We start from the raw sequence: 24,266 nt of genomic DNA, 5'->3' as shown, positions 1-24,266 counted from the left end.
ACTGTACAGGAGATTGGCGGCTCCAGTCGACTTCACTCCTGGTGGTGGCTCCCTTACGGCCTGCCCCGCGACAGGGAATGGGCGAGTCACGCCCGAAGGGGGCGCCCGATCACGGAGCCGCGGCGTCGATCGCCTTCACGATCCGCTTGTCCGAGACGGGGTACGCGGTGCCCAGGGCGTGCGCGAAATAGCTCACCCGGAGCTCCTCGATCATCCAGCGGATGTCCAGGACCTCCTGCGGAACGGGCCTGCCCTGCGGCATCTGTTCGAGCAGCCAGGCGTACTCGTCCTGCATCTCGTGGACCTTCTCCATGCGCGTGGTGTCGCGCTGGACGGCCGTCGGCATCTGCTGGAGCCGGCGGTCCGCGGCGACCAGGTAGCGCATCAGGTCGGGGAGCCTGCGCAGCCCGGTCCTCGTGACGAAGCCCGGCGGTACGAGGGCGGCGAGCTGGTTCCGTACATCGGTGACGTTGTTGACCAGGACCAGGCTGTTGGTGGCCTTGAGGCGTCGCTCGCAGGATTGCCAGGCAGCCAGCACCTGCTGCACCTGGGCGACCGTGTGCTCGGTCAGCGCGACGAGATCGGCGCGGACCTTGTCGTACAGCTTCCGGAACGACTCCTCGTCCCAGGCAGGCCCGCCGTGGGCGCCGATCAGCCGGTCCGCGGCAGCGGTCGCGCAGTCCTCGAACAGCGCCTGGACGGAGCCGTGCGGGTTGCGGGACAGGGCGAGCTTCTGCTGGTTCGTCAGCTTGTCCGAGACGAATTTCGCCGGGTTCACCGGGATGTTCAGCAGGATCAGCTTCCGGGTGCCGCGCCACATCGCCTGCTGCTGCTCGGCCTCGGTGTCGAAGAGCCGTACGGCCACGGTGCCCGCCGCGGCTCCCTCCTGCTCCACGAGCGCCGGGTAGGCCTTGACCGGCTGGCCGGCCCGCCGGGTCTCGAAGACCCGGTTCAGCGTGCCGATCGTCCAGTCCGTGAGGCCCGAACGCTCGATGGACTCGCCCGAGGGCCCCACGGTGGCCGCAGCGGCCTTGGAGAGGGCCTGACGGGCCTTGGGGCGCAGCTGGAGCTTCAGCGCCTCCAGGTCCTTGTCCTCGGCCACCCTGCGGCGCCGCTCATCGACGATCCGGAACGTGATCTTGAGGTGGTCAGGGATCCGGGAGAGGTCGAAGTCGTCGGCTGAGACCGGGACCCCGACCATCTGCTGGAGCTCACGCGCGAGGGTGGCCGGCAGCGGCTCCTGCAGCGGCACCGCCCGGTCCAGGAACCGGTCGGCGTAGTTCGGCGCGGGGACGTAGTGCCGGCGGATCGGCTTGGGCAGGGAGCGGATCAGCTCGGTGACCACGTCCTCGCGCAGGCCGGGGATCTGCCAGTCGAAGCCCTCGGCGGTGACCTGGTTGAGCACCTGGAGCGGGATGTGGACGGTCACACCGTCCGCGTCCGCACCGGGCTCGAACTGGTAGGTCACCTTGAACTTGAGCTTCCCCTGCCGCCAGGAGTCCGGGTAGTCGTCCTTGGTGACGGCCCCGGCCTTCTCGTTGATGAGCATCGAGCGCTCGAAGTCGAGCGCGTCCGGCTCGTCGCGGCGCTTGTGCTTCCACCAGGAGTCGAAGTGCGCGCCGGAGACGACGTGCTCCGGGATCCGCTGGTCGTAGAAGTCGAAGAGCGTCTCGTCGTCCACGAGGATGTCGCGGCGCCGCGCCCGGTGCTCCAGCTCCTCGACCTCGCCGAGAAGTTTGCGGTTGTCATGGAAGAACTGGTGGTGCGTCCGCCAGTCGCCCTCGACCAGTGCGTTCCGGATGAAGAGATCGCGGGACGTCTCGGCGTCGATCCGGCCGAAATTGATCTTGCGCTGGGCGACGATCGGTACGCCGTACAGCGTGACCCGCTCGTACGCCATCACCGCCGCCTGGTCCTTCTCCCAGTGCGGCTCGCTGTAGGTGCGTTTCAGCAGATGCTGGGCCAGCGGTTCGATCCACTCCGGCTCGACCTTGGCGTTGACCCGCGCCCACAGCCGGGACGTCTCGACCAGCTCGGCCGACATCACGAAGCGCGGCTGCTTCTTGAAGAGCGCCGACCCGGGGAAGATCGCGAATTTGGCGCTGCGCGCGCCCAGGTACTCGTTCTTCTCGGTGTCCTTCAGCCCGATGTGCGACAGCAGGCCGGCCAGCAGCGAGGTGTGCACCGCCTGCTCGGGCGCATCCTCCTCGTTGAGATGGATCCCCATCTGCTTGGCGACGGTACGCAGCTGCGCATAGATGTCCTGCCATTCGCGGATGCGCAGGAAGTTCAGATACTCCTGCTTGCACATCCGGCGGAAGCTGGACGAGCCGCGCTCCTTCTGCTGCTCGCGGATGTACCGCCACAGATTCAGGAACGCCAGGAAGTCCGACGTCTCGTCCTTGAAGCGGGCATGCTGCTGATCGGCCTGCGTCTGCTTGTCCGAGGGCCGCTCGCGCGGGTCCTGGATGGAGAGCGCGGCGGCGATCACCATGACCTCGCGCGTGCAGCCGTTGCGGTCGGCCTCGATGACCATGCGGGCGAGGCGAGGGTCGACGGGCAGCTGCGAGAGTTTCCGCCCCAGCTGCGTCAGCCGTTGCCCCTTCTTCCCCTCCTGGGGGGACTGCTCCTCCAGGTCGAGCGCGCCGAGCTCCTGGAGCAGTTGCACACCGTCGCGGATGTTGCGGTGGTCCGGCGGGTCGATGAAGGGGAACTTCTCGACGTCGCCGAGTCCGGCCGCGGTCATCTGGAGGATGACGGACGCCAGGTTCGTACGGAGGATCTCCGCGTCCGTGAACTCCGGGCGGGTCAGGAAGTCGTCCTCGGAGTACAGCCGGATGCAGATGCCGTCCGAGGTGCGGCCGCAGCGCCCCTTGCGCTGGTTGGCGCTGGCCTGCGAGATCCGCTCGATCGGCAGCCGCTGGACCTTGGTGCGGTGGCTGTAGCGGGAGATGCGGGCGTTGCCCGGGTCGATCACGTACTTGATGCCGGGAACGGTCAGCGAGGTCTCGGCGACGTTCGTCGCCAGCACGATCCTGCGGCCGGTGTGGCGCTGGAACACCCGGTGCTGCTCGGCGTGCGACAGGCGCGCGTAGAGAGGAAGCACCTCGGTGTGGCGGAGGTTCTTCTTGTTCAGGGCGTCCGCGGTGTCGCGGATCTCGCGCTCGCCGGAGAGGAAGACCAGGACATCGCCGGGGCCCTCCGCCTGGAGCTCGTCGACGGCGTCGCAGATCGCGGTGATCTGGTCGCGGTCGGAGTCGTCCGTGTCCTCCTCCAGCAGGGGCCGGTAGCGCACCTCGACCGGGTATGTACGCCCGCTGACCTCGACGATCGGCGCATCACCGAAGTGCCGGGCGAAGCGCTCCGGGTCGATGGTCGCCGAGGTGATGACGACCTTCAGGTCGGGGCGCTTGGGCAGCAGCCGGGCCAGATAGCCCAGCAGGAAGTCGATGTTCAGCGACCGCTCGTGGGCCTCGTCGATGATGATCGTGTCGTACGCGAGCAGCTCGCGGTCCGTCTGGATCTCGGCCAGCAGGATGCCGTCCGTCATCAGCTTCAGATACGTCGCGTCCGGGTTCACCTGGTCGGTGAAGCGGACCTTCCAGCCGACCGCCTCGCCGAGCGGGGTCTTCAGCTCGTCGGCGACGCGCTCGGCGACCGTACGGGCCGCGATCCGGCGCGGCTGGGTGTGCCCGATCATTCCCCGGAGGCCGCGCCCCAGCTCCATGCAGATCTTCGGGATCTGCGTGGTCTTTCCGGAGCCGGTCTCACCGGCGACGATCACGACCTGGTGGTCGCGTATCGCCTCCAGGATCTCGTCCTTCTTCTGGCTGACCGGAAGTTCTTCCGGGTACGAGAGCGCGGGCATCCGTTCGGCGCGCCCCGCGAGCCGCTCGGCTGCCTTCCCGGCCTGGGTGGCGATCTCGTCCAGCACGGTCTGCCGGGCCTCGGGCTTACGGATCCGGCGCGCCCCTTCGAGGCGGCGGCCGAGCCGGTGTGCGTCGCGGAGCGAGACGTGTCCGAGCTGGGACTGGAGATCGGCAAAGGAAGTAGACATACGGGTCCCAGGATCGCACCCGGGCCCGAGGAACGGCGAACCTATTTTGCGCGGTCTGCGTCACGGCCGCGCTGACTGCGGGGTAGGTCCTGATCACAGCACGTACCATTTCGGGCAACCGATCTTCGTACCGCAGTGGAAAGGTCCTCGTCCGTGTCCCGTACGCAGTGGTACTGCCTGGTGGCGGTGCTCGCGGTCGTGCTGGGGCTGTTCTGCGGGCCCGCCAAGGCGGTGACGGCGGCGACCGCGTCCGGGGATTCCGGCACCGTGGTGGCCGCCCCGGCCGTCGGCGGTCAGGGGGTGCCCGGCTGCGGCAAGGGCAAGACGCGCGGCGGCATAGAGCCCGGCGTACCCGTCCAGGCCCGCGCCGCGCACGACCAGGCGCCCGGTGTCGCCGAATGGGGTCCGAGCGCCGCTCCCGGCCAGGGGCCCGCGGAGCCACGCGTACGCGTCAGGCCGCTCGGGCCGGAGCCTGCCGCGCCATCCCCGGTGGAACTCTCCGTACTGCGGGTTTAGGAGCTGTCCGGCGGACACGCCCCAGGGCGCTCGCCATCCGGTCGTCTCCTTCCCCTCTCCCGCACCACGAGCACGGAGTTTTGCCATGCCCACACCCACAACCTCCTCCTCCAGGAAGCCGCTGCTCTACGGCACCGGTGTCGTCCTCGCCGCCGCGCTGCTCGGCTTCGTCTCCTACCGCGCCACCGCCCCCGCCGACCGCTCCTCCTCGACTTCGGTCGCCGATCTCACCGTCGATCCGGACGCCGGTGTCTTCCCGGAACTGGCGAAACTGGCCCGCCGCGACCCTGCCGACAAACTCGCGCAGGGCCCGGCCGACGCGCCCGTGGTCCTCATCGAGTACGCCGACTTCAAGTGCGGCTACTGCGGCAAGTTCGCCCGGGACACCGAACCCGGCCTGGTGAAGAAGTACGTCGACAACGGCACCCTGCGCATCGAGTGGCGCAACTTCCCGATCTTCGGCGCCGAATCCGAGGCCGCCGCGCGCGCCGCCTGGGCCGCCGGGCAGCAGGGCCGCTTCTGGCAGTTCCACGCAGCCGCCTACACCGAGGGGGCCAAGGAGAAGGGCTTCGGCAAGGACCGGCTGAAGGCGCTCGCCAAGGAGGCGGGGGTGCGGGACATCGGCCGGTTCGTACGCGACGCGGACGGCGCGGCTGCTTCCGCCGCGGTGAGCAGGGATCAGGAGGAGGGGTACGGGATCGGCGCGAGCTCCACTCCGTCCTTCCTGATCAACGGCCGCCCGCTGGCCGGAGCGCAGCCGGCGGAGGTCTTCGAGCAGGCCATCCAGGCGGCGGCCGACAAGGCCGCCAGCACCAAGGACGCCAAGGGAGAGAGCGGCTCCAAGGGCTCCGGCGGCTCCAGGGGCGCTGACAAGTGACGGCGGACATCGGCTACTTCGCCGCCTTCCTCGGCGGGCTGCTGGCCCTGGTCAGCCCCTGCAGCGCCCTGTTGCTGCCCGCCTTCTTCGCCTACTCCATCGACTCGGCCTCGCGGCTACTGGCCCGTACCGGCATCTTCTACGCCGGTCTGGCCACCACCCTCGTGCCGCTCGGCGCCGCGGGCTCGTACGCCGGACGGCTCTTCTACAGCCACCGTGACCAGCTGGTCCTCGGCGCCGGCTGGCTGATCATCGGGCTCGGCGTGGCCCAGATCGTGGGCCTCGGCTTCACCTCACGCCGGATCGCGGCCCTCAGCGGGCGGATCCGGCCGACGACCGCCATGTCGGTCTACGCCCTCGGCGCCGTCTACGGGCTGGCCGGGTTCTGCGCCGGACCGATCCTCGGCAGCGTCCTGACGGTGGCGGCGGTCAGCGCCAGCCCGGTGTACGGCGGACTGCTGCTCGCCGTCTACGCCCTGGGCATGGCGGTTCCGCTGTTCCTGCTGGCGCTGGTCTGGGAGCGCTTCGACCTCGGGCGCCGCGCCTGGCTGCGCGGCCGCGCCTTCCGGCTCGGCCGCTTCGAACTGCACACCACCACTGCGCTCTCGGGGCTTTTCTTCATCGGTCTTGGCGCACTGTTCCTCGCGTACGACGGGACCACCGCGCTGCCCGGACTGCTGGACGTGGACGATTCGTTCGCCGTCGAGCAGTGGGCGCAGCGGATCGGCGAGCAGGTGCCGGACGTGGCCGCGCTGGTGGCGGTGGTGGCGGTGGCGCTGCTGGTTCTCGGGGTGCGGGCCCGGCGCCGTCGGGGTGCGAACTCTGCGGAGCGGGAAGAGGCCTGATACGACGAAAGCCCCGTCCGACGGACGGGGCTTTCGGGTGGTGGCTGGGGCCGGGATCGAACCGGCGACCTATCGCTTTTCAGGCGATCGCTCGTACCAACTGAGCTACCCAGCCACGCAGCACTTTCGAGCTGCAGCGGTCCTGACGGGATTTGAACCCGCGGCCTCCACCTTGACAGGGTGGCGAGCACTCCAAACTGCTCCACAGGACCAAGCAATGTGCGAGACAAGTCTCGCACACCTTAATGCGTGCCCCCAACGGGATTCGAACCCGTGCTACCGCCTTGAAAGGGCGGCGTCCTGGGCCACTAGACGATGAGGGCTAAGGGCCCACCTGCGCGCTTTCCAGCGCGTCGGGGACGTCAGAAGCATATGGGATGGGTGGAGGTATCGCCAAAACGGTTTACGGCGAGGGCGCGGGAACGGTCGGCGACGAGCTCCCGCCGACCGGGTTCTCCGCCGGGAGATGGCGGCTGACCTCGGCCGTCGTCAGGCCGAGCCCGCCGGGCGTGATCTCGTCCCAGGCCTGCGGACGGCGAGTCGCGCGGAGACGGGGGCGGTTGAGCGGGAGCAGCAGTGGTGGCGGATGCGGGCGACTGCGGCGCGCAAGGAGGCGCGGGCCATGGTGCGCGTATGCCCGGGTTCGGGGCGGCCATGTGCGGGGGCGGGATTGCGGGACAGAGCGGGGAGTGGCGGTCCGGGGCCGGTCCGGCGGGGGTACGTGACAATGGCGGGGTGCTGGAGATGACGCGCGAAGAGTTCGAGGAACTGGTCGCCGAGGCCCTGGACCGGATTCCGCCGGAGCTGACGCGGCTGATGGACAACGTCGCGGTGTTCGTCGAGGACGAACCGGACCCCGGCGATCCGGAGCTGCTCGGGCTGTACGAGGGCACGCCGCTGACCGATCGCGGCGAGTGGTACGCCGGGGTGCTGCCGGACCGGATCACGATCTACCGCGGGCCGACGCTGCGGATGTGCGAGTCGCGTGAGGACGTCGTGGCCGAGACGGAAATCACGGTCGTCCATGAGATCGCCCACCACTTCGGCATCGACGACGAGCGGCTGCACGCGCTCGGTTACGGCTGAGTACACCCGGGAGAGCGGCGGCGGAGGGGCCGGCGGCGAAACGGCCGGTGGTGCGTGGGGCGTGTCCCATGCGGGGGAACGGGAGTTGGGCACAGTGCCCCGGTCCGTTCCCGCCCTGCTTCGCTCCCTGCCTCCCGGAGGTGCCCGCCGTGCGTCAGTTGCCGTCCCCTGTCCGATGGGCAGCCGTCACCGCAGTGACGATTGCCGCGTCCACCGGCTGCATGAGCATCAGCGACGACGCCGGGAAGCCGGCCCCGTCCCGGTCGGCCGGGCAGAAGGGCTCGTCGGGTGAACCGGACGGCTCCACGGTGGCGGGTACGGGACGGGCCCGCACCCGAGGGAGCGCGGAGGCGCACTCCGACCGGGAGGCCGCCGAATCGCCGAGCCCGAGCGCGTCGGCGCGTGCGTCGGCCGTACCCGGTGGCGCGCATGCGGGTGCGGGGTCCGGTGGTCCGTTGCCGACCCGTGGCGGACATCCGCCGGTGCCGTCCCCGCCTGGGGGCGGGGGGTCGCAGCAGCCGGTGCCGTCCGCGGAGCCGTCGGTGTCCTCCGGGCCGTCCGCGCCGGGCACCCCGGAGCCGTCGAGCTCACCCGACCCGGAACCTTCAAGTCCGCCTCCGGTGCCCTCCACGTCTCCGACCGCGCAGTTCCGCAGTGACGCCATGAGCGTGCCGGACGACCTGGAGGCGCTGCGGACTCCCGAGGCATCGCCGCAGGTCGGGCCGGTGTAGCGGGTGGTCCGGCGCGTGTGGTTTGCGCGATGCGGGTGAGAGTGCGTATGGTGGTAGATCGCTTGATCCCATTGCCCGGCGCCGACACAGAAGAGCGCCGTGTGGCGCGTACTCTCCCTTGCCGTGGCTGGACCGCATTGAGGCGGTCGAAATTGCGAATCACGGAGTTATGGGCGCGTGCCGAGACTCCGGAAGGTTTCGCATTTCGCATGTCCAATTTCAGCTCTGACAACACCGTCGTGCCCGAGAACGACGAGATTGTCACCGAAGCCGAGGCCGTAGTGGCCGAGGCCGCCGAGGTGTCCGAGCCGGTCGAGACCGTCGACTTCGCCGGTTCCACCGAGGCCACCACCGACGCCGAGCCGACCGTCACCTTCGCCGACCTGGGCCTGCCCGAGGGCATCGTCCGCAAGCTCGCGCAGAACGGTGTGACCGCGCCCTTCCCGATCCAGGCCGCGACCATTCCGGACGCGCTGGCCGGCAAGGACATCCTGGGCCGCGGCCGTACCGGATCCGGCAAGACGCTCTCCTTCGGTCTGCCGACCCTGGCCACGCTGGCCGGCGGTCACACCGAGAAGAAGAAGCCGCGCGCGGTCATCCTCACCCCGACCCGTGAGCTCGCGATGCAGGTCGCGGACGCGCTGCAGCCCTACGGCGATGTGCTCGGCCTCAAGATGAAGGTCGTCTGCGGCGGTACGTCGATGGGCAACCAGATCTACGCGCTGGAGCGCGGTGTCGACATCCTCGTCGCCACCCCGGGCCGACTGCGCGACATCATCAACCGGGGCGCCTGCTCCCTGGAGAACGTCCAGGTCGCCGTCCTCGACGAGGCCGACCAGATGTCCGACCTGGGCTTCCTGCCCGAGGTCACCGAGCTGCTCGACCAGGTTCCGGTCGGCGGTCAGCGCATGCTCTTCTCCGCCACCATGGAGAACGAGATCGGCACGCTGGTCAAGCGCTACCTGAGCAACCCGGTGAGCCACGAGGTCGACAGCGCCCAGGGCAACGTCACGACCATGACGCACCACGTCCTCGTCGTGAAGCCGAAGGACAAGGCGCCGGTCACCTCCGCCATCGCTGCCCGCAAGGGCCGCACGATCATCTTCGTCCGCACCCAGCTGGGCGCCGACCGCATCGCCGAGCAGCTCGTCGAGGCGGGCGTGAAGGCGGACGCGCTGCACGGCGGCATGACGCAGGGTGCCCGTACCCGCGTGCTCGCCGACTTCAAGGACGGTTACGTCAACGCGCTCGTCGCGACCGACGTCGCCGCCCGCGGTATCCACGTCGACGGCATCGACCTGGTGCTGAACGTGGACCCCGCCGGTGACCACAAGGACTACCTGCACCGCTCGGGCCGTACCGCCCGTGCCGGCAAGTCCGGTGTCGTCGTCTCCCTGGCGCTGCCGCACCAGCGTCGCCAGATCTTCCGCCTGATGGAGGACGCGGGCGTCGATGCCTCGCGCCACATCGTCGGCGGCGCGGGCGCCTTCGACCCGGAGGTCGCCGAGATCACCGGTGCCCGTTCGCTGACCGAGGTCCAGGCCGACTCCGCGAACAACGCCGCCAAGCAGGCGGAGCGCGAGGTCGCCGACCTGACCAGGCAGCTGGAGCGCGTCCAGCGCCGCGCCGGCGAGCTCCGCGAGGAGGCCGACCGCCTGGTCGCCCGTGCCGCGCGCGAGCGGGGCGACGACCCCGAGGCAGCACTCGCCGAGGTCGCCGCCGAGGCGGAGGCCGCGATCGAGGCCGCCGTCTCCGTACCGGAGCAGCCCACGGCGCGCGACGACCGTCGTGACGACCGCGGCAACTTCGACCGCCGGGACAGCCGCGGCAACTTCGACCGCCGGGACGACCGGGGCGGCGACCGCGGTGGGTACCGCGGTGGCGACCGTGGTGGTTTCCAGCGTCGTGACGACCGTCCGTCGGGTGGTTTCCGCCGGGACAACGACCGTCCGTCGTTCAACCGTGACCGTCGTGACGACCGCGGTGGCGACCGTGGTGGTTTCCAGCGTCGTGACGACCGTCCGTCGGGTGGTTTCCGCCGCGACAACGACCGTCCGTCCTTCAACCGCGACAACGACCGCCCGTCGTTCAACCGCGACCGTCGTGACGACCGCCCGTCCGGTGGCTTCCGCTCCGGTGGCAGCGACCGTCCGTTCAACCGCGACCGTCGTGACGACCGTCCCTCGGGCGGCTTCCGCTCCGGTGGCAGCGACCGGCCGACCGGCCGCCGCGACGACCACCGTGGCTCCGGCACCAACACCGGTTCCTTCGGGCGCCGCGACGACAAGCCGCGCTGGAAGCGCAACGGCTGAATCCGGTGAGGACCTGCTGAAGGTCCGCTGAAGGTCCATGGAAAGCGGGCCCGCTCTTCACGAGTGGGCCCGCTTTTCTTTTCGCTTCCCTCGGGAGGGGCGTGGCCTGCGGGCCGTGCCCCTCCTGTCCTGTTGCGAGGCATGTTTTCCCATTCGTGACCACGACGACCGCATGCGTGCATCGGGCCGAGGGCATCGCTGGGGTCATGACAACAGACGAGCTCGAAAGCAAGCCGCCGGGCGTCTCCGACGAGGAGCGTCTCGCGCAGCTCGGATACACGCAGACGCTGGCCCGCAGGATGTCTGCCTTCGCCAACTACGCCGTCTCGTTCACGATCATCTCGGTGCTCTCCGGCTGCCTGACGCTGTATCTGTTCGGCATGAACACCGGCGGCCCGGCCGTCATCACCTGGGGCTGGGTCGGCGTCGGCCTGATGACGCTGTTCGTCGGCCTGGCGATGGCCGAGATCTGTTCGGCGTACCCGACCTCCGCGGGGCTCTACTTCTGGGCGCACCGGCTGGCCCCGCCGCGCTCGGCGGCGGCCTGGGCCTGGTTCACGGGCTGGTTCAACGTCCTCGGCCAGGTCGCGGTGACCGCAGGGATCGACTTCGGCGCGGCGTCCTTCCTGGGGGCCTACCTGAACCTCCAGTTCGACTTCGAGGTGACGCCCGGCCGGACGATCCTGCTGTTCGCCGCGATCCTGCTGCTGCACGGGCTCCTGAACACGTTCGGGGTCCGCATCGTCGCGATCCTGAACAGCGTGAGCGTGTGGTGGCACGTCCTCGGGGTCGCCGTCATCGTCGGCGCCCTCACCTTCGCACCGGACTCGCACCAGTCGGTGTCGTTCGTCTTCACCGAGTTCGTCAACAACACCGGCTGGGGCAGCGGCTTCTACGTCGTGATGATCGGCCTGCTGATGGCCCAGTACACCTTCACCGGCTACGACGCCTCCGCCCATATGACGGAGGAGACCCACGACGCGGCGACGGCGGGCCCGCGCGGCATCGTCCAGTCGATCTGGACCTCCTGGATCGCCGGCTTCGTCCTCCTGCTCGGCTTCACCTTCGCCATCCAGTCGTACGACGGAGCCCTGAACTCACCGACCGGTGCCCCGCCCGCCCAGATCCTCCTGGACGCCCTCGGCGCCACCGCAGGCAAGCTCCTGCTGCTGGTCGTGATCGGCGCGCAGCTGTTCTGCGGGATGGCGTCGGTGACCGCCAACAGCCGCATGATCTACGCGTTCTCGCGGGACGGCGCACTCCCGTTCTCCCACGTCTGGCACACGGTCAGCCCCCGCACCCGCACCCCCGTTGCCGCGGTCTGGCTCGCCGCCCTCGGCGCGCTCGCCCTCGGCCTCCCGTACCTGATCAACGTCACCGCGTACGCCGCAGTGACCTCGATCGCGGTGATCGGTCTCTACATCGCGTACGTCATCCCCACCCTGCTCCGCCTCCTGCGCGGCGACGAATTCACCCCGGGTCCCTGGCACCTCGGCCGCTGGTCCCGGCCCATCGGGATCGTCGCGGTGGTGTGGGTGGGGGTCATCACGGTCCTCTTCATGCTGCCGCAGCTGTCCCCCGTCACCTGGGAGACGTTCAACTACGCCCCGATCGCCGTCCTGACCGTCCTGGGTTTCGCGGCGACGTGGTGGGTCGTGTCGGCCCGCCACTGGTTCCTCAAACCGGATCACAAGCGCACGAGTGCGGACATCACCGCCGAATGACGACCCCCGGAGAGGGCTCGACAGGCCCGGCAGCCGATACCCGATCGGCGGCCGGGCTTCGGCGGGCTATGCTCAGGGGTGATGCGCCGAGGGCCGTTAGCTCAATTGGCAGAGCAGCGGACTTTTAATCCGTTGGTTGTGGGTTCGAGTCCCACACGGCCTACCGCTCAGCCCCAGGTCAGAGAGGGTTTCTGGTCTGGGGCCGACTCTTGTTCGCGTTCCTTTCGGGCAGTTGCTCCATCGATGCTCCACCGAAGTGCGGACGATCACGACATGACAGAGCCCCGACCGCGAGTGCGGCCGGGGCTCAACAGCCGGTGTTACCGGTCCCAGTGCCGGTCGTCGGACTCGGACGGCAGCGCGCCGTGCCCTTCGGACCAGTGGTTCACCCAGCCGCACAGTACGCACGCATAGCGTCCGTCGATGCCGTGCACTTCGGTGCGGCATTGCCTGCAATCCGTGCGCGTGATCTCGTTGCGCGTCGCGGTGACGGCCGTGGACTTCGCTTCGGGGCGCCGGGTCATGGTGGGAACGTACCCCGGGCGCCGCTTCCCCACCGGGTGAAGTGATGCTCGGTGCCGTCGGCGCCCGAGGCTGTACCACCGACAGCGCAGCGGTCACCCCGGACTGCCGGCCGCAGTTCCCGTACAGCCACCCCGCGCTGGGGCCTTGCTGGATACGGGGTGCGTCGTGTCCGTCAGCCTGCCGTAGTGGTGGCGACCCGCCGTTCGAAGGCCGCGAACGCGGCTTCCTGGCGCCACTGGACCCGCGCCTTGGCGCTGGCGTCCAGAAGGCGTCGGCACTGCTGCCCGGGGTTGTGCGTACCGGGGATGTCGTGGCGGCAGGGGCCGGCGAGACGGTAGCCGTCCCGGGTCGGGTTGCCCTGCCAGAGGCTGGTGCCCGGCAGGAAGGCGTACTCCAGGGAGGCCCGCGCTAGGTTCTTCAGATCGCGGTAGCCGAGGTGGTACGTCGTGGCGGCGTACTGGTACTCGTGGCTGATGTCGATCCGGGAGACGCCGGGGTCGTCGGTGGCCAGCACGACGGGCACACCGTAGGAGCGGTAGGTGGTGAAGGGGTGGTCGGCGCCCTTGACCCCGAGGATCTGCGCGTTGCTGCTGAACGGGACCTCGACCGCGATCTGCCCGGCGGCCATGGTGCGGGCGAGCTGCTGCCAGTTGTCCTCGTGGACCAGGTCGACACCGTGGCCGATGCGCTCGGCGTGGGCGATGTTCACGGCCTCATTGATGTGGAAGGTCAGGTCCTCGGGCTTGACCAGGCCGGGCACCAACTCGCCCGCGTGCAGGGTGATGTGCGCCTTGGGGTACACGCGGTGCAGGTAGTCGAGCATCCGCATCTGGAGGCTGTAGTTCTGTAGGGAGCTGTCCCAGTCCTCCGGCTGCACCAGATTCACGGCGACGAACCGCTTGTCCCGTTCGGCGAGGCGCAGTCCCAGGGCCATCTGCGTGAAGACCCGCACGGGCGAACTGCCACGCGACACCTGGGAGATCCACCGCACCGGCAGCCGGCAGCCGGCCTCCGCGCGGGGAGTTCCGCACTGTGCTGCCGTGCGGAACTCCGCGTCGGACTCGTCAGTCTCCCGGCTCGCCTCGGCGACCAGCTTGTCCAGCCTGCCGTCGGCCAGCAGTTTGCCGTGCAGCTTTGCCAGGTCGGGGTCCCAGCCGACCTCGTCGGCCAGTTTCTTGGCGTCGTCCGACGCCGGGGTCACCATGGTTTCCAGATAGAACTGGTTCTGCCTCGCGACGGTGTCGGCCACTTCGGCGAGCAGCTTGCCCCGGTGGCGCCAGGTCACCTCGCCGAACTTCCCGAACGTGTCGAAGAAGTGGTCGTGCCCGGACTGCCCCGGCGGGAAGTCCTGCATCGACCACGCCTCCAGTACCGCGCGGCGGAAAGCGGCATCGGTCAGGGCGTCGGACGCCGGTCGCCGGCCCGGACCGCACGGCGGCACCACCGCGGTCAGCGTCGTCTCTTCGATGCACAGACCGTCTTCCGCGGCGAGCGAGATCAGGTACTCGGTCGAGACGGCGCCGGACAGGTGGTTGTGCAGGTCCCCTCCCTTCGGCAGTGCCGTGAAGAAGGCCTTCAGCGCGGCCGGATCGTGCCGGATCGCGGCGAGCCGCGCGGAGGCCAGGCTCTCCCCGCGGGTGGGCGAGGGCAGCGGTGCGGCAGCGGGGGACCGAGTGGCGGCCACCGGCTGCGCGGCGGCGGGCAGCGAGCCCGACAGCAGGGACAGGACGGCGAGGGCGCCGAGACCGATCGGGGCCAGCAGGCCACGCGGGCGGCGCACGGAGCGGCGGTTCACGGAGATCACCTGCGCATGATCCCGAGTTCCCCCGACGCTGAACGCGCGACGGGCGGTCACCCGTCAGGGACCACCCGGCCGAGTGATCACGCCAGACGTCCTGCCGATTCTTCCCGGCGGTCCACGGGCGTCCGGCGCACGCACCTGTTCGCCGGCCGCCTGCTTTTCGGCCGGCACGGGTCCGGTACGGCCTGTTCCCTCACGGGCGGCCGTCCGACCGCCCTCCGGAGGGACGGCCGGCCGGGCGGCTCACGCGTGACCGGCGGCGGTGCGGCCGGACCGGACGCGGGGAATCCGGCGAGAGGACGGCGCGGGCGGGTGTGGCGCCCCGTGCGGAACGGAGCGCCACACCCACGTACGCCTGTCGGCCCTCAGTCCTCGCCCTCCAGGTCCCCCTCCGTCTCCAGGAACGCCTGGCGCAGCGCCTCCAGTACCGCTGGGTCCGGCTTGGCCCACATGCCGCGGGACTCGGCCTCCAGGAGCCGTTCGGCGATGCCGTGCAGGGCCCAGGGGTTGGCCTGCTGCAGGAATTCGCGGTTGGTCGGGTCCAGGACGTACGTCTCGGTGAGCTTGTCGTACATCCAGTCGGCGACCACGCCCGTCGTCGCGTCGTAGCCGAAGAGGTAGTCGACCGTCGCGGCGAGTTCGAAAGCGCCCTTGTAGCCGTGGCGGCGCATCGCCTCGATCCACTTGGGGTTGACCACGCGGGCGCGGAAGACGCGGGACGTCTCCTCGACGAGGGTGCGGGTGCGGACCGTCTCCGGGCGGGTGGAGTCGCCGATGTACGCCTCCGGGGCGGTGCCGCGCAGGGCGCGGACCGTGGCCACCATGCCGCCGTGGTACTGAAAGTAGTCGTCCGAGTCCGCGATGTCGTGCTCGCGGGTGTCCGTGTTCTTGGCGGCCACGGCGATGCGCTTGTACGCCGTCTCCATCTCGTCGCGGGCCGGGCGCCCGTCGAGTTCGCGGCCGTAGGCGTAACCGCCCCAGACGGTGTAGACCTCGGCGAGGTCGGCGTCGGTGCGCCAGTCGCGGCTGTCGATGAGCTGGAGGAGACCCGCTCCGTAGGTGCCGGGGCGGGATCCGAAGATGCGGGTGGTGGCCCGGCGTTCGTCGCCGTGTTCGGCGAGGTCGGCCTGGGCGTGCGCCCGGATGTGGTTCTGCTCGGCCGGTTCGTCGAGGGAAGCGGCGAGACGTACCGCGTCGTCGAGCAGGCCGATGGTGTGCGGGAACGCGTCCCGGAAGAAGCCGGAGATGCGCAGCGTCACATCGATGCGCGGACGGCCCAGCTCGGCGAGGTCGATCGGTTCCAGGCCGGTGACGCGGCGTGAGGCGTCGTCCCAGACCGGGCGGATGCCGAGCAGCGCCAGTGCCTCGGCGACGTCGTCGCCGGAGGTGCGCATCGCGCTGGTGCCCCAGAGGGAGAGGCCGACCGAGGTGGGCCACTCGCCGTTGTCGGTGCGGTAGCGCTCCAGGAGCGAGTCGGCCAGGGCCTGGCCGGTCTCCCAGGCGAGGCGGGACGGGACCGCCTTCGGGTCGACGGAGTAGAAGTTGCGGCCGGTCGGCAGGACGTTGACCAGGCCGCGCAGCGGGGATCCGGAGGGGCCCGCCGGGACGAAGCCGCCGTTCAGGGCGTGGACCGTGTGGTCGAGTTCGGCGGTGGTGGCGGACAGCCGGGGGACCACCTCGCGGGCGGCGAAGTCGAGGATGTCCGCGACCGGTCGGGGATGCGATGCCGTGACGGTCGCGACCGCCGCCGGGTCCCAGTCCGCGTCCTCCATCGCCTGGACCAGGGCGCGTGCCTGCTCCTCGGCCTCGTCGGCGGTGGTGCGGGTGGCAGCGGACTCGTCCAGCCCGAGTGCCTCGCGCAGGCCGGGCAGCGACGCCGTACCGCCCCAGATCTGGCGGGCGCGCAGGATCGCCAGGACCAGGTTGACCCGGTCCGCACCGGCCGGGGCACCGCCCAGGACGTGCAGGCCGTCGCGGATCTGGGCGTCCTTGATCTCACAGAGCCAGCCGTCCAGATGCATGATGAACTCGTCGAAACCCTCGTCGTCCGGGCGGTCGTCGAGCCCGAGGTCGTGGTCGAGCTTGGCGGCCTGGATCAGGGTCCAGATCTGGGCGCGGATCGCGGGCAGTTTCGCCGGGTCCATCGCGGCGATCTGGGCGTGCTCGTCCAGGAGTTGCTCCAGGCGCGCGATGTCGCCGTAGCTGTCCGCACGGGCCATCGGCGGCACGAGGTGGTCGATCAGCGTGGCGTGGACGCGGCGCTTGGCCTGCGTGCCCTCGCCCGGGTCGTTCACCAGGAACGGGTAGACGAGCGGGAGATCGCCCAGTGCCGCGTCCGGGCCGCAGTCCGCGGACAGGCCCGCGTTCTTGCCGGGCAGCCACTCCAGGTTGCCGTGCTTGCCGAGGTGGATCATCGCGTCGGCCGCGAAACCACCGTCGTCCCGCGCCGCCGCGATCCAGCGGTACGCGGCCAAGTAGTGGTGCGAGGGCGGCAGATCGGGGTCGTGGTAGATCGCGATCGGGTTCTCGCCGAAGCCGCGCGGCGGCTGGATGAGAATGAGGAGGTTCCCGCGGCGCAGGGCGGCGAGCACGATGTCACCCTCCGGATTGCGGGAGCGGTCCACGAACATCTCGCCGGGCGGCGGACCCCAGTGCTGCTCGACGGCGTCGCGGAGTCCGTCCGGGAGCGTGGCGTACCAGCGCCGGTAGTCGGCGGCCGGGATACGGACCGGGTTGCGGGCCAGCTGCTCCTCGGTCAGCCACTCCTGGTCGTGGCCGCCGGCCTCGATCAGGGCGTAGATCAGCTCGTCGCCGTCGCCGGAGACCAGGCCGGGGAGTTCGTCCTCGGGCCCGAAGTCGTAGCCCTCGGCGCGCAGTCGCCGCAGCAGGGCGACGGCGCTGGCGGGGGTGTCGAGCCCGACGGCGTTGCCGATACGGGAGTGCTTGGTCGGGTAGGCGGAGAGGACGAGTGCCAGGCGCTTGTCCCCGGCCGGGATGTGGCGAAGCCGTGCATGGCGTACGGCGATTCCGGCGACGCGTGCGGCGCGTTCGGTGTCGGCGACGTACGCGGGCAGTCCGTCCTCGTCGATCTCCTTGAAGGAGAACGGGACGGTGATCAGCCGGCCGTCGAACTCGGGGACCGCGATCTGGCTGGCCGCGTCGAGCGGGGAGACACCCTCGTCGTTGTCCTCCCAGTCGCTGCGCGAGCTGGTCAGGCAGAGCGCCTGCAGGATCGGTACGTCGAGTCCGGTGAGCGCACCCGCGTCCCAGGACTCGTCGTCGCCGCCCGCCGATGCCTCGGCGGGCCGGGTGCCGCCCGCGGCGAGGACGGTGGTGACGATGGCGTCGGCGGCGCGCAGTTCGTCGATGAGTGCGGGTTCCGGGGTACGCAGCGAGGCGACGTACAGGGGGAGGGCGCGAGCGCCCGCGTCCTCGATCGACCGGCAGAGCGTGTCGACGAACGCGGTGTTCCCGCTCATGTGGTGGGCGCGGTAGTAGAGCACCGCGACGGTCGGGCCGTCACAGGTGCGCGCGGTGCGCTCCAGGGGTCCCCAGGACGGTGCGGGCGCCGGGGGCTCGAAGCCGTGGCCGGTCAGCAGCACGGTGTCGGACAGGAACCGGGCCAGCTGGTCCAGGTTGGCCGGGCCGCCGTGCGCCAGGTAGGCGTGGGCCTCGGCGGCGATCCCGATCGGGACGGTGGAGGCGGCCATCAGCTGGGCGTCGGGGGCCTGTTCGCCGGTGAGGACGACGACCGGCCTGCCGGTGGCGAGGACCTGGTCGAGCCCTTCCTGCCAGGCGCGGACACCGCCGAGGAGGCGTACGACGACGAGGTCGGTGCCGTCGAGGAGAGCGGGGAGGTCGTCGAGCGGCAGGCGCGAGGGGTTGGCGTAGCGGTAGGTCACCGGACCGTCCGCGGCGCGGGCGCTGAGCAGGTCGGTGTCGGACGTCGACAGGAGCAGGATCATGCGGCGTCGGGCCTTCCTCGGGGTGTCCACGCCCCGGGCGGTGTCGGAATGAGGTCTCCCCTGCTCGAGCGGCGCCGAGAGCTTGGGGAAGGGAGTTCCTGACTCGCCCGGCCGTCCAGACCGGACTCACAGTGGCGGGACCGCGCCGGACTCGCACCGGGCTTCCTCCCCTATCGCCGTCTCAGAGCCTGTCGGGTGACCTCTGATCGGGCGGCCACGCCCTGGCACGCACGCTTCCCGCGTTGCCGAAATGTCCTGGTAGCTCCGCTACGAGGACATCCCGCCGCCTTGGAACCGCACGCACCAGGCCGCGTCCGCTATCCGATCGAAGGTCACCCGACAGGCTCTCAGGCGATGTCGGGCCGGATGGCCCGCTGCTAGGCATAGTAAGGGCCGTACATCGGATGGGATTCATACAGCTCAGAATGATGGTCGGTATGCTCGCCGCCATGTCCACTTCCGACACCCCGCCATCGGCCCCGGGGGAGCCCGTCTCCCGTGACCGCGGCGATGCCTGCCCGGGTTCGCTGCGGCTCCACCGGGCGGACGACGGCGCGCTGGCGCGGGTCCGGGTCCCCGGTGGCGTGCTGACTGCCCGACAGGCGGACGCGCTCCACGCTGCCGCGCGGGAGTTGGGCGACGGTGAGCTGCATCTCACTTCTCGGGGCAATGTCCAGTTGCGCGGCCTCGGCCCGGAGTGCGGCGGACGGCTCGCCGAACTCCTGGGCGGGGCAGGGCTGCTGCCGTCCCGGAGCCATGAGCGGATACGCAACGTCGTGGCCTCCCCGCTCTCCGGGCTCGACGGCCGGGGCCACCGGGACGTCCGGCCGTGGCTGACCACGCTGGACGCGCTGTTGTGCGGAAGTGACAAAGCGGCCGGGCTGTCCGGCCGCTTTCTCTTCGCGCTGGACGACGGCCGTGGTGACGTCGATGCCCTGGGTGCGGATGTGACGTTGCTGGGGCAGAGCGACGGGAGCGCGCTCCTGCGGATCGGGGCCGCGGAGGCAGTGCTGAGGGTCCCCGGGGGCGATGCGCCGCGCGCGGCGCTCGTCGCCGCCGAGGCGTTTCTGGCGGCGGCGCGGGAGACGGGCGCCTGGCGGGTGAGCGAACTGCCTTTCGCGGCAGAAGAGTTGCTGGAGCCGGTGCGGGTGGCGCTGGGGGTGGCCGGTGCCGCGGAGCGCGTACCGCAGGCGACGGCGGCGCAGGAGCCCGCGTACGGCGTCGTCGGCACCGCGGCCTGTGTGGGAGTGCCGCTCGGGCGGCTCACCGCTGCGCAGTGGACGAGCCTGTCCCGCGTGGGCCGCGAGCTGCGGCTGACCCCGTGGCGGAGCGTCGTCGTGACGGGCGTGACGCCCGGCGAAGCGGCGGCTCGGCTGCGCGAGTGGGATGCGGCCGGACTGATCACCGGACCCGGCTCCGCGTGGACGGGGGTCGGTGCGTGCATCGGCCGGCCCGGCTGTGCGAAGTCGCTGGCAGATGTGCGGGGCGACGCGGAGGCCTTCGTACGGGCCGCCGGAGAGCCCCTGGCCGGGCAGCTCCCCGTTCACTGGTCCGGCTGCGAACGCCGCTGCGGTCACCCCAAGGGCGCCTGGGCAGACGTCGTCGCCGTTCCGGGCGGGCACCAGGTGGCCCAGGTCCGCGGCGGCGAACGGGGCGCCCCCGTGACGGTCCACGGCAGCCCGTCCGACCTGGCCGCCGCGGTGAACGCCGCCCGCCGCGCCCGTATCTGAACCACCGACCCGAGGGCGCTGCAGCCCGACCACCGACCGGAGAGAGCGAAACCACCGTGTTCCAGTACGAGAAGGACGGACCGGCGATCTACCGCCAGTCCTTCGCCACCATCCGCGCCGAGGCGGATCTCGCGGGGCTGCCCGCCGACATCAGCCAGGTCGCGGTCCGCATGATCCACGCCTGCGGCATGGTCGACCTCGTACGCGACATCGACTTCACCCCGGGGGTCGTGGCCGGTGCCCGCGCGGCGCTGCGCTCCGGTGCGCCGATCCTGTGCGACGTGGCCATGGTCGCCAGCGGGGTCACCCGCAAGCGGCTGCCCGCCGGCAACGAGGTCATCTGCACCCTGTCGGACCCCACGGTCCCCGATCTCGCCAGGAAGCTGGGCACGACCCGCAGCGCCGCGGCGATGGAGCTGTGGCGGGACCGCATGGAGGGGGCGGTGGTGGCCGTGGGCAACGCACCGACCGCCCTGTTCCGGCTGCTTGAGATGATCGAGGAAGGTGCTCCGCGCCCGGCCGCCGTCATCGGTGTGCCCGTCGGCTTCGTCGGGGCCGCCGAGTCCAAGGACGCCCTGGCCGACCATCCGTCCGGTCTGGAACACCTGGTCGTACGGGGCCGTCGCGGCGGCAGTGCCATAGCCGCGGCCGCGCTCAACGCGATCGCCAGCGAGGAAGAGTAAGAGTGAGCGAGCAGAACACGGGCCGGCTGTACGGGGTGGGGCTCGGTCCCGGCGATCCGGCACTGATGACCGTACGCGCCGTGCAGATCATCGCCGAGGCCGATGTCATCGCCTATCACAGCGCCCGTCACGGACGGTCCATCGCGCGCTCCATCGCCGCCGAGCACATCCGCGCGGACCACATCGAGGAGAAGCTGGTCTATCCGGTCACGACGGAGACCACCGACCACCCGGGCGGCTACCGGGGTGCGATGGAGGAGTTCTACGGCGAGGCCGCGGCCCGGCTGGCCGTGCACCTGGACGCCGGGCGGACGGTGGCGGTGCTCGCCGAGGGCGACCCGATGTTCTACGGCTCGTACATGCACATGCACAAGCGGCTCGCCGACCGGTATCCCACCGAGGTGATCCCCGGGGTCACGTCGGTCAGCGCCGCCGCCGCCCGGCTCGGCACCCCGCTGGCCGAGGGCGAGGAGGTGCTGACGATCCTCCCCGGCACGCTGCCGGAGGAGGAGCTGACGGCCCGCCTGGCCGCCACCGACGCCGCCGTGGTGATGAAGCTGGGGCGCACGTTCCCCGCCGTGCGGCGCGCCTTCGAGGCCTCCGGGCGGCTGGACGAGGCGCACTACGTGGAGCGCGCCACGATGGCCGGGGAGCGTACCGGCGAGCTCGCCGACACCGACCCGGACTCCGTTCCGTACTTCGCTGTCGCGGTGCTGCCCAGCCGGATCGACGCGCCCCGGCCGGAGGCGGCCGAGGACGCGGAGCACGTGGGTGAGGTCGTGGTCGTCGGGACCGGTCCCGCCGGGCCGCTGTGGCTGACCCCGGAGTCTCGCGGGGCGCTGGCCGCCGCCGACGACCTCGTCGGCTACACCACGTACCTGGACCGCGTCCCGGTCCGCCCGGGGCAGGCCCGCCACGGCTCCGACAACAAGGTGGAGTCGGAGCGTGCCGAGTTCGCCCTCGACCTGGCCCGGCGCGGACGCCGCGTGGCCGTGGTCTCGGGCGGCGACCCGGGGATCTTCGCCATGGCGACCGCCGTCCTGGAGGTCGCCTCGCAGGACGCGTACGCCAAGGTGCCGGTGCGGGTGCTGCCCGGGGTGACCGCGGCCAACGCCGCAGCCGCCCGCGCGGGCGCGCCGCTCGGCCACGACTACGCCACGGTCTCGCTCTCCGACCGGCTCAAGCCGTGGGAGGTGATCGCCACCCGGCTGCGCGCGGCCGCGGCGGCGGACCTGGTGCTGGCGCTGTACAACCCGGGTTCACGCACCCGCACCGAGCAGGTCGGCAAGGCCCGTGACCTGCTGCTGGAGCACCGTTCGCCGGATACGCCGGTGGTGGTGGGCCGGGATGTGGGCGGCCCCTCGGAGAGCGTACGCATCGTCACCCTGGCGGAGCTGGAACCGGCCGAGGTCGACATGCGGACGATCCTGCTGGTCGGTTCCTCCCAGACGCGGTCGGTGCGGCGGGGGGACGGTCAGCAGATCGTGTGGACGCCACGGCGTTACCCGGAGGCCTGACAGCCTCCCGTCAGCCGAGCAGGCCGGACAGCCAGTCCACGGCGAGTTCCGATGTGGGGGCCACGGGGACGCCGTCCGGGACCGGCGGCCGGCGGACCACCACCACCGGAACACCGGCCTCCCGGGCCGCGGTCAGTTTCGGGGCGGTGGCGTCACCCCCGCTGTCCTTGGTGACGAGGACGTCGATGCGGTGACGGCGGATCAGTTCGCGCTCGCCGTCGAGGGTGAACGGCCCCCGGTCCAGCAGGACCTCCATCCGCGCCGGGTGCGGTCCGTCGGGGGCGTCCACCGACCGCATCAGGAACCACTGCGAGTCGAGACCGGCGAAGACGGCGAGCCCCATCCGGCCCGTGGTCAGGAAGACCCGCTGCCCGAGCCCGGGCAGCGCCTTCGCCGCCTCGGCCAGGGAGCCGACCGGGTGCCAGCGGTCGCCGTCCGTGGGCACCCAGCCGGGGCGGCGCAGAGCGAGCAGGGGAACATGGGCGTCGGCGGCGGCCGACGCCGCATGGAAGCTGATCGTTCCGGCGAAAGGATGGGTGGCATCGATGAGCGCGTCGACCCGGTGCGTCCGCAGCCACGCGGCGAGCCCCTCGGCTCCCCCGAACCCGCCCACCCGCACCTCGCCGGGCGGCAGCTTCGGACTGGCCACCCGGCCGGCCAGCGAACTGGTGACCCGGGCCCCGGCCGGGAGCGCCCCGGCCAGGTGCTCGGCGAGACGGCGTGCCTCCGTGGTGCCACCGAGGACGAGTACGTGCATGGGATCGGTCCAGACATGAGTGAGGCGAAGGGCGGGCGCGGCGCCCAACTCAAACACACCGGTCTGCGGCCGGGCTGGACGACCGGTGCCTGTGCGACCGCGGCCACGACCGCCGCGTACACCGCCCTGCTGACCGGCGACTTCCCCGACCCGGTGACCATCGTGCTGCCCAAGGGCCAGAGCCCGGCGTTCGTGCTGGCGATGGAGGAACTCGCCGGGGACCGGGCGACGGCCGGCGTGGTCAAGGACGCGGGGGACGACCCGGACGTGACGCACGGCGCGCTGGTACGGGCCACGGTGCGCCGGCTGCCGCCGGGATCGGGTGTGGTGTTCCGGGCCGGTCCGGGCGTGGGCACCGTGACCCGCCCCGGTCTGCCGCTCGACGTCGGCGAGCCCGCGATCAACCCGGTGCCGCGGCAGATGATGCGCGACCACATCGCGCGCGTGGCGGCGGACCACGGGGACACGGGTGACGTCGAGATCACCGTGTCCGTCGATCACGGCGAGGAGATCGCCCGTTCCACCTGGAATCCGCGCCTCGGAATCCTGGGCGGCCTGTCGATCCTCGGTACGACCGGGATCGTCGTCCCCTACTCCTGCTCGGCGTGGATCGACTCGATCCGCCGCGGCGTGGACGTGGCCCGCGCCGCGGGGCACACGCATGTGGCAGGGTGCACGGGGTCGACCTCGGAGAAGACCGTCGTCGCCGAGTACGGTCTGCCGGAGATCGCCCTGCTCGACATGGGCGACTTCGCGGGGGCGGTGCTCAAGTACGTACGCAGGCATCCGGTGGACCGGCTGACGGTCTGCGGCGGCTTCGCGAAGCTGTCGAAGCTCGCGGCGGGCCATCTGGATCTGCACTCCGCCCGCTCCCAGGTCGACAAGGGATTCCTCGCCGAACTCGCCCGGCAGGGCGGCGCGGACGCGTCGCTGACCGCCGGGGTGGCGGACGCCAACACAGGTCTGGCCGCCCTTCAGCTGTGCGCGGCGGCCGGGGTCCCGCTGGGCGACCTGGTCGCGGTGGCCGCCCGGGACCAGGCCCTGTCGGTGCTGCGCGGGGCGCCGGTGGCCGTGGACGTCATCTGCATCGACCGGGCGGGCACGGTCGTCGGCCGCAGCGACGTGCGCTGACGCGGGCGG

16 protein-coding genes, 4 tRNA genes and 1 riboswitch are annotated in these 24,266 nt (G+C 71.2%); of the genes, 11 read left to right on the top strand and 9 right to left on the bottom strand.

The window, feature by feature from the left end:
• Positions 1-109: 109 nt before the first annotated feature.
• Entirely contained in the window at positions 110-4,057 is a 3,948-nt protein-coding gene (gene hrpA / locus ACNPQM_RS03920; protein ID WP_418082864.1) for an ATP-dependent RNA helicase HrpA, read from the bottom strand.
• 153 nt (positions 4,058-4,210) lie between these two features.
• Here hrpA and ACNPQM_RS03915 point away from each other — a divergent pair, with 153 nt between their 5' ends.
• The 3 genes from ACNPQM_RS03915 (at position 4,211) to ACNPQM_RS03905 (ending at position 6,295) form a co-directional block, all read left to right on the top strand.
• On the top strand, positions 4,211-4,573 hold the full coding sequence (locus ACNPQM_RS03915) for a hypothetical protein (RefSeq protein WP_418082863.1): 363 nt from the start codon (positions 4,211-4,213) through the stop codon (positions 4,571-4,573).
• Positions 4,574-4,658: 85 nt separating this feature from the next.
• The gene (locus tag ACNPQM_RS03910; RefSeq protein WP_418082862.1) at positions 4,659-5,450 is read left to right on the top strand and encodes a DsbA family protein; all 792 of its coding nucleotides are present in this window, start codon (positions 4,659-4,661) and stop codon (positions 5,448-5,450) included.
• Positions 5,447-6,295: a cytochrome c biogenesis CcdA family protein gene (locus ACNPQM_RS03905; protein ID WP_358858240.1), complete on the top strand. Its 849-nt coding sequence runs from the start codon at positions 5,447-5,449 to the stop codon at positions 6,293-6,295. The genes ACNPQM_RS03910 and ACNPQM_RS03905 overlap by 4 nt, the downstream gene beginning before the upstream one ends.
• A gap of 38 nt (positions 6,296-6,333) precedes the next feature.
• Here the strand turns inward: ACNPQM_RS03905 and ACNPQM_RS03900 are convergent.
• The 3 genes from ACNPQM_RS03900 to ACNPQM_RS03890 form a co-directional block, all read right to left on the bottom strand.
• Positions 6,334-6,410: transfer RNA gene (locus ACNPQM_RS03900), tRNA-Phe, on the bottom strand.
• Between the two features lie 22 nt (positions 6,411-6,432).
• Positions 6,433-6,507, bottom strand: a tRNA-Asp gene (locus tag ACNPQM_RS03895).
• A 38-nt stretch (positions 6,508-6,545) separates the two neighbouring features.
• Positions 6,546-6,618 (bottom strand) — tRNA-Glu (locus tag ACNPQM_RS03890).
• Positions 6,619-7,030: 412 nt separating this feature from the next.
• On the opposite strand from ACNPQM_RS03890, the gene ACNPQM_RS03885 reads away from it, so the two are divergent.
• The gene (locus ACNPQM_RS03885) at positions 7,031-7,381 is read left to right on the top strand and encodes a metallopeptidase family protein (RefSeq protein WP_030929660.1); all 351 of its coding nucleotides are present in this window, start codon (positions 7,031-7,033) and stop codon (positions 7,379-7,381) included.
• 154 nt (positions 7,382-7,535) lie between these two features.
• Here the strand turns inward: ACNPQM_RS03885 and ACNPQM_RS03880 are convergent, their stop codons facing one another.
• Positions 7,536-8,045 carry a hypothetical protein gene (locus ACNPQM_RS03880; protein ID WP_418082861.1) on the bottom strand — a complete coding sequence of 170 codons (510 nt, stop codon included), beginning with the start codon at positions 8,043-8,045 and terminating at the stop codon, positions 7,536-7,538.
• 276 nt (positions 8,046-8,321) lie between these two features.
• Between ACNPQM_RS03880 and ACNPQM_RS03875 the strand changes: the two genes are divergently transcribed.
• The 3 genes from ACNPQM_RS03875 to ACNPQM_RS03865 all read left to right on the top strand — a co-directional run bounded on the left by ACNPQM_RS03875 (position 8,322) and on the right by ACNPQM_RS03865 (position 12,311).
• Entirely contained in the window at positions 8,322-10,424 is a 2,103-nt protein-coding gene (locus ACNPQM_RS03875; protein WP_418082860.1) for a DEAD/DEAH box helicase, read from the top strand.
• Between the two features lie 206 nt (positions 10,425-10,630).
• Positions 10,631-12,148: an amino acid permease gene (locus tag ACNPQM_RS03870; protein WP_358858243.1), complete on the top strand. Its 1,518-nt coding sequence runs from the start codon at positions 10,631-10,633 to the stop codon at positions 12,146-12,148.
• Between the two features lie 90 nt (positions 12,149-12,238).
• A tRNA-Lys gene (locus tag ACNPQM_RS03865) sits at positions 12,239-12,311 on the top strand.
• 157 nt (positions 12,312-12,468) lie between these two features.
• Here ACNPQM_RS03865 and ACNPQM_RS03860 read toward each other — a convergent pair.
• The 3 genes from ACNPQM_RS03860 to cobN all read right to left on the bottom strand — a co-directional run bounded on the left by ACNPQM_RS03860 (position 12,469) and on the right by cobN (position 18,439).
• Positions 12,469-12,672 carry a hypothetical protein gene (locus ACNPQM_RS03860; protein ID WP_358858268.1) on the bottom strand — a complete coding sequence of 68 codons (204 nt, stop codon included), beginning with the start codon at positions 12,670-12,672 and terminating at the stop codon, positions 12,469-12,471.
• Between the two features lie 173 nt (positions 12,673-12,845).
• Entirely contained in the window at positions 12,846-14,477 is a 1,632-nt protein-coding gene (locus ACNPQM_RS03855; RefSeq protein WP_418082859.1) for an adenosine deaminase family protein, read from the bottom strand.
• Positions 14,478-14,839: 362 nt separating this feature from the next.
• Positions 14,840-18,439, bottom strand: coding sequence for a cobaltochelatase subunit CobN (gene cobN / locus ACNPQM_RS03850; protein ID WP_358858270.1), 3,600 nt, complete (start codon positions 18,437-18,439; stop codon positions 14,840-14,842).
• 71 nt (positions 18,440-18,510) lie between these two features.
• A riboswitch (cobalamin riboswitch) is annotated at positions 18,511-18,647 on the bottom strand.
• A 229-nt stretch (positions 18,648-18,876) separates the two neighbouring features.
• Between cobN and cobG the strand changes: the two genes are divergently transcribed.
• From cobG to ACNPQM_RS03835, 3 genes are read left to right on the top strand one after another with little or no spacing between them, the layout of a single operon-like run.
• Positions 18,877-20,169, top strand: coding sequence for a precorrin-3B synthase (cobG, locus tag ACNPQM_RS03845; RefSeq protein ID WP_418083011.1), 1,293 nt, complete (start codon positions 18,877-18,879; stop codon positions 20,167-20,169).
• Positions 20,170-20,225: 56 nt separating this feature from the next.
• On the top strand, positions 20,226-20,852 hold the full coding sequence (locus ACNPQM_RS03840; protein WP_358858271.1) for a precorrin-8X methylmutase: 627 nt from the start codon (positions 20,226-20,228) through the stop codon (positions 20,850-20,852).
• A gap of 2 nt (positions 20,853-20,854) precedes the next feature.
• Entirely contained in the window at positions 20,855-22,369 is a 1,515-nt protein-coding gene (locus ACNPQM_RS03835; RefSeq protein WP_418082858.1) for a precorrin-2 C(20)-methyltransferase, read from the top strand.
• Between the two features lie 10 nt (positions 22,370-22,379).
• On the opposite strand, the gene ACNPQM_RS03830 is transcribed toward ACNPQM_RS03835, so the two are convergent.
• Entirely contained in the window at positions 22,380-23,126 is a 747-nt protein-coding gene (locus ACNPQM_RS03830) for a cobalt-precorrin-6A reductase (protein ID WP_418082857.1), read from the bottom strand.
• Between the two features lie 15 nt (positions 23,127-23,141).
• On the opposite strand from ACNPQM_RS03830, the gene ACNPQM_RS03825 reads away from it, so the two are divergent.
• The gene (locus ACNPQM_RS03825; RefSeq protein ID WP_418082856.1) at positions 23,142-24,257 is read left to right on the top strand and encodes a cobalt-precorrin-5B (C(1))-methyltransferase; all 1,116 of its coding nucleotides are present in this window, start codon (positions 23,142-23,144) and stop codon (positions 24,255-24,257) included.
• The last annotated feature ends 9 nt before the right edge of the window (positions 24,258-24,266 follow it).

The organism is Streptomyces sp. NPDC056231, assembly GCF_048270745.1.
GTDB lineage: Bacteria > Actinomycetota > Actinomycetes > Streptomycetales > Streptomycetaceae > Streptomyces.
Note: the sequence above shows the minus strand (reverse complement) of the source record. Positions and strands in the feature narration are given on the sequence as shown.

Excerpts from the sequence above, each read along its gene's own strand:
- hrpA (WP_418082864.1), bottom strand. The coding sequence starts at position 4,057 with ATGTCTACTTCCTTTGCCGATCTCCAGTCCCAGCTCGGACACGTCTCG.
- ACNPQM_RS03910 (WP_418082862.1), top strand. The coding sequence starts at position 4,659 with ATGCCCACACCCACAACCTCCTCCTCCAGGAAGCCGCTGCTCTACGGC.
- ACNPQM_RS03880 (WP_418082861.1), bottom strand. The coding sequence starts at position 8,045 with ATGGCGTCACTGCGGAACTGCGCGGTCGGAGACGTGGAGGGCACCGGA.
- ACNPQM_RS03875 (WP_418082860.1), top strand. The coding sequence starts at position 8,322 with ATGTCCAATTTCAGCTCTGACAACACCGTCGTGCCCGAGAACGACGAG.
- ACNPQM_RS03870 (WP_358858243.1), top strand. The coding sequence starts at position 10,631 with ATGACAACAGACGAGCTCGAAAGCAAGCCGCCGGGCGTCTCCGACGAG.
- ACNPQM_RS03860 (WP_358858268.1), bottom strand. The coding sequence starts at position 12,672 with ATGACCCGGCGCCCCGAAGCGAAGTCCACGGCCGTCACCGCGACGCGC.
- cobN (WP_358858270.1), bottom strand. The coding sequence starts at position 18,439 with ATGATCCTGCTCCTGTCGACGTCCGACACCGACCTGCTCAGCGCCCGC.
- cobG (WP_418083011.1), top strand. The coding sequence starts at position 18,877 with ATGCTCGCCGCCATGTCCACTTCCGACACCCCGCCATCGGCCCCGGGG.
- ACNPQM_RS03830 (WP_418082857.1), bottom strand. The coding sequence starts at position 23,126 with ATGCACGTACTCGTCCTCGGTGGCACCACGGAGGCACGCCGTCTCGCC.
- ACNPQM_RS03825 (WP_418082856.1), top strand. The coding sequence starts at position 23,142 with ATGAGTGAGGCGAAGGGCGGGCGCGGCGCCCAACTCAAACACACCGGT.